General features: G+C 63.1%; 5 protein-coding genes and 1 pseudogene. 2 read left to right on the top strand and 4 right to left on the bottom strand.

From position 1 onward, the window contains the following. Positions 1-206: 206 nt before the first annotated feature. The 3 genes from M0954_RS22390 to M0954_RS22380 all read right to left on the bottom strand — a co-directional run bounded on the left by M0954_RS22390 (position 207) and on the right by M0954_RS22380 (position 2,810). Positions 207-671 carry a hypothetical protein gene (locus M0954_RS22390; protein WP_297355547.1) on the bottom strand — a complete coding sequence of 155 codons (465 nt, stop codon included), beginning with the start codon at positions 669-671 and terminating at the stop codon, positions 207-209. Positions 672-743: 72 nt separating this feature from the next. Beyond that, positions 744-1,307: a peroxiredoxin gene (locus M0954_RS22385; RefSeq protein ID WP_122154382.1), complete on the bottom strand. Its 564-nt coding sequence runs from the start codon at positions 1,305-1,307 to the stop codon at positions 744-746. 156 nt (positions 1,308-1,463) lie between these two features. Further along, on the bottom strand, positions 1,464-2,810 hold the full coding sequence (locus tag M0954_RS22380; protein WP_297355546.1) for an EAL domain-containing protein: 1,347 nt from the start codon (positions 2,808-2,810) through the stop codon (positions 1,464-1,466). Positions 2,811-3,161: 351 nt separating this feature from the next. Here M0954_RS22380 and M0954_RS22375 point away from each other — a divergent pair, with 351 nt between their 5' ends. Beyond that, positions 3,162-5,030: a bifunctional diguanylate cyclase/phosphodiesterase gene (locus M0954_RS22375; RefSeq protein ID WP_297355544.1), complete on the top strand. Its 1,869-nt coding sequence runs from the start codon at positions 3,162-3,164 to the stop codon at positions 5,028-5,030. A 48-nt stretch (positions 5,031-5,078) separates the two neighbouring features. Next, positions 5,079-6,536: an HDOD domain-containing protein gene (locus M0954_RS22370; RefSeq protein WP_123384268.1), complete on the top strand. Its 1,458-nt coding sequence runs from the start codon at positions 5,079-5,081 to the stop codon at positions 6,534-6,536. An 82-nt stretch (positions 6,537-6,618) separates the two neighbouring features. On the opposite strand, the pseudogene M0954_RS22365 reads toward M0954_RS22370, so the two are convergent. After that, positions 6,619-6,867: pseudogene (locus M0954_RS22365) on the bottom strand (diguanylate phosphodiesterase); the annotation flags it as partial.

Raw genomic sequence — 6,867 nt, 5'->3', positions numbered from 1 at the left:
GTGTCAGTGATGGACACCTACGAGCTAGCGGTGTGAAGCCCGCTTTCTTTGCTTACTTTCTTTGCGGCGGCGACCCGAAGGTAGTCCCTGTGGGACAAAGAAAGTAAGTGCCGCCCCGCACAGGGGCGAAGCTAATAAACCACTAACAAAGCAAGGAAAGGCCAACGCCGCAGGAACACGGACAAGCGCCGCGCAGGCAAAAAAAATCAAAGCCTCTGCTCAATAGCCAACCCAAAAACCCTCTTCCACTGCTTAGCCTGCCGCTCGTCCCGCATGGGCAACTTCCAGACAGGACACTTAGCATCCCGAACCTTAAGCGAAAGCTGAACCCCCTCGCCACCAGCCTCAATATCAGCCCCCAGAAGATCAGCAAAAATATAATCCCCATGCGCGCCGCGCAAATCCACCCTACACAACCGCTTCCCGGCCGCAAGCCGGACCCCACCCCATTCGGCCTTCAATTCATGCGTCCAATCCCCGTCATGAATATTCGGGGCGACCTCGCGCCGGCGCCGCAGCCAATAAACCACCGCCGCGGCCACCAGAGCAGCAACCACCGCCGCCGCGCCAACCGCCACCCCAAGACCACAATGCGCCAGCAACGCATCGAACGACCACACCACGCCATAAATCAGCGCGGCCAGTACCGCCAGACCCACAACAATAGGCATCTCGGATCACCCCGCTAAAACAGACCGGCTATCAGCGTAGCACGGCATGTCCGCAGGTTCATCACTCGCAGCTCACTGCGATTTATGCGTCGCCGCCCACTGCTTCACCGCCTCCAGCGTGTTCTCGACATGCTTGTCCGGCGACAGGCTCGTGTATTCGTAAATGATCTTGCCGTCCGGCGCAATCACGTACGACACCCGGTTCGCCATCGAATTGCGCATCGGCATCCCCGCGTCGTACGCGCCAATTACCTTCGCGTCCGCGTCGGCCGCCACCGGGAATTTGCTGCGGCATTCGCTTACCGAAAATTTCGTCAACGTGTCGATGTTGTCGTGCGAAACGCCAATCACCGTCGCGCCATATTTCTTGTACTCGTCAACGGCATCCGCAAACTCATGCGCCTCGATCGTGCAACCCTTCGTGAAAGCCGCCGGGTAAAAATACAGCACCACCGGTCCCTTCTTCAACTCGTCAGCCAGGTTGTAGGTGTAAGTCTTGCCGCCCAGCGACGCCTGGGTCGTGAAATCCGGCGCGGCCTCGCCTGGCTTGAGCGTCGCCGACGCAGTCAGCGAATACAGCCCAAACGCTGCCGACAATACCGTTGCCAGCAATACCGGCATGAACTTTCGTTTCATCTCGAGCCCCTCCAAGCGTTGACGCACGTGGTCCGTGCAATGAATGAAGCCACGCCCTGCGTCGCGCCCTCGGGCGCATCAAGCCATGACTCACCCGCTATTGGATCACGTCCTGGGAAACCACGCTGAAAGACCCTGCAAGGCGCCGCCCGCCCTCTACTCCAGGCCTGCGTGCGCACCGAACCACGCCGCCGCAGAGAGGTTCAATTCCGCCAGCACCTCGGGCGTCAACGCCGCAAACGCTTCAGGTGCGTCCGGGCGGGCAGCGGCGGTCAACGCGCCGTCGGTACGCACGTCGACGCCCTGGTCGGCGGCCTTGGCGATGCTCAACAGTGCCCCCAGCGCCCCGCTATGCTCGACGATTGCATCGCGGATCAGCGGCGCCAGTCCAAGTTTATCGAGCGTCTCGGCAGGCGTTGTGCCCAGCACCACGTGCACCAGCGAAAAGATTCCCGTCATGAACGCGGCGTCCGCAAACTCCTCGTCCGACGGGCGCAGCCAGCGCGCCGCCAGCTCCATGAAGCGTGAACGCGTGCCGGCCAGTTGCACCAGCGGATCGGAGCGCCACGGCAGATCGCCGCCGTCGGCGTACAGCAGCAGTTGCGCCCAGCGGGCAATCTGCCGCGTGCCGGTCGCGATGATCGCCTCGCGCAACGACGCGATATTGCGTCCAAGCCCAAATGCGCTCGAATTGACGAGGCGCAGCAACTGCACAACGACGTTCGGGTTGCGCTTCAGCTCGGCCTCGAGCTCGATAATGCCGGCGTCGCGTGCAAGCAGTGCCAGCAGGCGCAACAGCGCCGGACGCGACGAACGGTTGCGCGGCGCGGTCAGCACCTGCGGGCGGGCGAAGAAATACCCCTGGAACAGATGGAAGCCAAGGTGCCGGGCGAGCGCGAAGTCTTCGCGCGTTTCGACCTTCTCGGCAAGCAGCGTCTTGCCCTGCGCCAGCACGGCCTTGGCCAGTTTGGGCAGCGCCGCCCGCGGCGTGAGCAGAAAGTCGATCTTGACGATGTCGGTATGCGGAAGCACAGCGAGCAAGCTTTCCGTCAGCTCGCTCACGTCGTCGAGCGCCACCTGAAAGCCGGCGTTGCGCAGTTCGGCAAGGCGGCGCACCAGTTGGGCGTCGATGGCGACGGTCTCGAGAATTTCGAGCACGAAACGCTCTGGCGACATCAAGTGAACGATGTCGTCAAATAACAGGTCACGGCCGATATTCACGAAGCCGCGATGATGTCCGAGCACCGCCGATACCCCGATTCCGCCAATCGTGCGCGCCACGACCTGCGCGGTCGCCTGCGCGTCGTCGCTGACTTCGGCATAATTGTGCGCGCCGGCCCGGAACAACAGTTCGTAGGCGTACAGCGCGCCATCGCGATCGAGAATCGGCTGGCGGCCCAGATACACGAAGGGCGTCTCGGCCCCTGCCTCGGCCCCCTGGGCGGACTGTGCAGGCACCTCGACTTGCCCGGGCTTGGCCCCGGCAGGAAACGGTTCAGACATGGCTCATCGGTGCATGGGTTCGGAAACACTGCGCAGTGGGGCCACTCCCGCGTCCGCTGCGAGCATGGGGCGTAACTCTAGATAACGGACGGTAAGCCGCCTGACTTTAACTGAATCCGCTGCGAGCCGCCAAGGCGGCTCGCAGTAAATCGGCGGTGAATCATTACCATCGGTTGTCTCGAGCGGCGCACCGGTCGCCATCATCAATATTTACCGCAACCGCTAAAGATTTTCGCGTGGGGGTCGTTATCTCGTTCTGATGGGCGGCTTCATGCCTCTCGACCACCCGCGCCGAACCGGCGGGACCGAGCCGGGCCGCCCGCAGACGAAAACGGGTTGCCAGCGAGAAACATGGAAGCAAACAGGATCACCGCGCCCCGCCGGGGCTCCTTGCGTACGGTCATCGAGCGGGTCCGTGCGTTAGGGCGCCGCCCGGAAGGCTTACCCCAACCGAGCGGAAACCGCTCTCCCCTCGAGCAGGCCGTCGGTGCGGTCGACCTGCTCGCCCACGTCGACCGGGAGCTACGCTTCCTCTACGTGTCCGAGGCAAGCCTGAGATTTATAGGCTACCACCGCGAATACTTACAGACCATTACACTACACGACATCGTCGCACCTGCCGATGCCGAGCGTCTCGACGTACTGCTGGCCCGCGCCTCGGCCACTGGCAGCATCGAGAAAGCGACGCTCAGCCTGATCAAATCGCTGACCTATCCGGTCACAGTTGAATTGCGCGTCGTGCGCAACAGCCACGACGGTGTCGAGGGCTTTGCGATTGCCGGCTTCGACGTGTCGGCCTGGCGTGCCACCGAAGAGCGCCTGACCCATGCCTTGCACCACGACCGCCTGACGGGCCTCGCCAATCAGTCCGCCCTGGTGCCGGCGTTGCTCGACGCCCAGCAGCGTGCCGACGCGCACGGTACGCCGGCCGCCCTGCTGCTGCTCGACATCGACGATTACCAGCGCGTGAACCGCGCGCTCGGCTACGACGCCGGCGACGACATGCTGCGCGAAACCGCCCGACGCATCTCGAACACCACCGCCGTGAGCGACCAGATCGCCCGGGTGGCGAGCGACGAGTTCGCCATCCTCATGCCGGCCGCAGCCAGCCGCACCTACGCCGTGGCGGCCGCTGAAGCGCTGGCGCGGCGTCTGCTGACCGCCATCCAGCAGCCGTACGTGTTCAACGGGCAGCAGGTGCATCTGTCGGCAAGCATCGGCATTGCACTCTATCCGGACGTGCGCCACGTCAACGACACCGCGGGCCGCGACAACAACCTGCTGCGCTGGGCCGACCACGCGCTGCTGCAAGCCAAGGCCGCTGGCGGCAACACCCTGGCGTTCTATGTGCCAGACGACGACCCCGCCGACGCCGAACGCCTGAAGCTCGAAGCCGATCTCTACGATGCCGTGCGCAACGGCGAGTTCTCGCTGCATTTCCAGCCGATCACCAGCAGCCAGAGCCATGGCGTGGTGGGTGTGGAAGCGTTGATCCGGTGGCTCCATCCGGTGCATGGCCTGGTGCCGCCGTCGATGTTCATTCCGCTCGCCGAATCGGTCGGGCTCATCAACTATCTCGGCAACTGGGTCCTCAAGATCGCCTGCATGCAATTGATCCAGTGGGACATGCGCGGCATCCGGATGCAGTACGTCGCGGTCAACGTGTCGCCGCAGCAGTTCCGCGACCCGCGTTTCAAGGACAGCGTGCGCGAGGCCATCGAACTCACCGGGATCGACCCGCGCCGCCTCGTGTTCGAGATCACCGAAAGCCTGCTGATGCACGACCCGGCCCATGCGAAGGGCTTGCTGGAAGAGCTGACCGCGATGGGCATCCGCTTCGCGGTCGACGACTTTGGCACCGGCTACTCGAGTCTCGCGTACCTGCAACGCTTTCCCTTAGCGAAACTTAAGATCGACCGGAGTTTTGTCGAGAATCTGCTAACCTCCCGTAATGATCAGGCCATCGTTAGCGCAGTCGTGGGAATTGCGCAAACGCTAGAGTTGGAACTGGTCGCAGAAGGCGTGGAAACCGAGGAACAACGCACGCTGCTGACCGAAATGGGATGTGATCATATTCAGGGCTGGCTCGTCTGCAAGGCGTTGCCATCCGAGGAACTGGCGCAGCGTTTCGAAGCACATACGCTGCACCTGCATGCGCCTTCTCATGCGGGCCCGGCGGACCCGGAAGAACTGGCGCACCTGTATCGAACACCGGCATGACGCTGGTCTGCGACTCACTGGAATACGTATGGCTTTAGCGGGAATCACATGGTAAAGGCAGCGGTGCTCGACAGGCTCTGGTCTCGAATGAGCGAGCGCGGCGATTTCCCCATGCTGTCGCAATCGCTGCGCACAACCATGGCTGCAATGAACAACGACGACCTCGACTTCACAGGTCTCGTGCAGGTCGTGTTGTCTGATTTTGCGTTGACCCAGAAGGTGCTGCGCCTCGCCAACTCGGCGATGTACATGGCCTTCGGCGGTAATATCACCACCGTGTCGCGCGCCTTGATGGTGCTCGGGATGGACGCGGTCGGCCACCTCGTGGTCGGCCTGAAGATCGTCGATCACTTTCATCACAGCGTGCCGCGCCGCATCGATGCGAAACTCGAACTGAACCGCACCCTGCTGTCGGGTTGCGTCGCCCGTAAGCTGACTGAGCGTGGCGACCTGCGTGCCGGCGAAGAGGCCGTGGTCTGCACGCTAATGCGCCAGATCGGCAAGCTGCTCGTGGTGTTCTATCTCGACGCCGAGTGGGATCAGATCCGCCGCCTGGTCGACACCAATATCGAGGAAGGCGAAGCCTGCATCGCCGTGCTAGGCGTCACGTTCGACGAGATCGGCGAGGAAGCCGCAGTGCGCTGGCGCCTGCCCGACATGATCCGCTCCGGCATGGGCGAGTTCGATCCGCACGACACCGAAGAGTCCCGCCAGGTGCAATGGCTGCGCGCCATCACCAACTACTCGACCGAAGTCGCCGCCGTGCTGACCACGCCGAATATGTCGGACTGGCAGCGCGAAGCCCGCATCGCCGAACTCGCGCACCGGTACGGCCGCGCGCTGAACACCGACCCCGAGGTGCTGCTGGAAATGAGCGTGGCGCTCGCCCGTGAAGAAGACGGCGAAGGCGTGATGCGCGAGATCGTCGAACTGCGCGCCAACGCCGATGCAATCGCCCGTGAGGCGCTCGATCCCGAGGCGCGCATCGCCGCGGGCGTCGAAGATCTGCGGGCGCTGAAAGCAGGTAGTGCACTCGGCCCGGCGCTGGCAATGGCCACCGAAACGGTGCACGCTGGTCTCGGCTTTGCACGCACCGTGATGTTCGTGCGCCACAGCAGCGGCACATTCAAGGCGCGCATGGGGTTCGGACCGAAGATCGAGGCTGCGCTGCCCGGTCTGACGTTCAATACCGCGTTCGAGCCCGACGTGTTTCATCTCGCGATTGCGAACTCGGTGGGCATCTTTATAGAAAATGCGCGTGACCCGAAGATGGTGGCACGGCTGCCTGAATGGTTCCGGCGCAGTTTCGCGGATACCCGCTCGTTCGTGCTGCTGCCGGTGATGGGTGAGAATCAGACGACGGTCGCGCTTCTATACGGCGACTGGAGCCAGGCCGACGAAGCACGACGGATCTCGCAGGGCGAGATGGCAGCGTTGAATGAACTGGCGCGGGAGTTAGGGCGTTTTTTTTCCCATGCGCCGATGCAGGAACTGGAGATGCTGTGAAGGAGTGAGCAGCCCGGCTTCCTGCCAGGCTGCAGCGCCGTGGACCGAAGTCCGGACACGGCACCGCACTCCCCGATCGGGTTCAGTCCTCGATCCGCTCCAGACCTTTTGCCTCGGCGCTGCGATCCGCAACGCCTGCCCACGCCGCCGCGACGAGTCCGAGTTCGGCGACTTCGCTCACTGTCAACGGTGTCAGTTCCGCACACACGCGTTCAATTTCTTTCCATTCACCGCGCTCCAACGCATCGACCACCGACAGCAGCAGACCCAACACGCCCTCGCGACGCAAGATCGCCGCCTGAATCGGCTTCGACAACGTCAACACATTGAG

It is taken from the genome of Paraburkholderia sp., from assembly GCF_026225065.1.
Classification (GTDB): domain Bacteria; phylum Pseudomonadota; class Gammaproteobacteria; order Burkholderiales; family Burkholderiaceae; genus Paraburkholderia.
The sequence above is the reverse complement of the archived record's forward strand: the minus strand, read 5'-3'. Positions and strand labels throughout refer to the sequence as shown.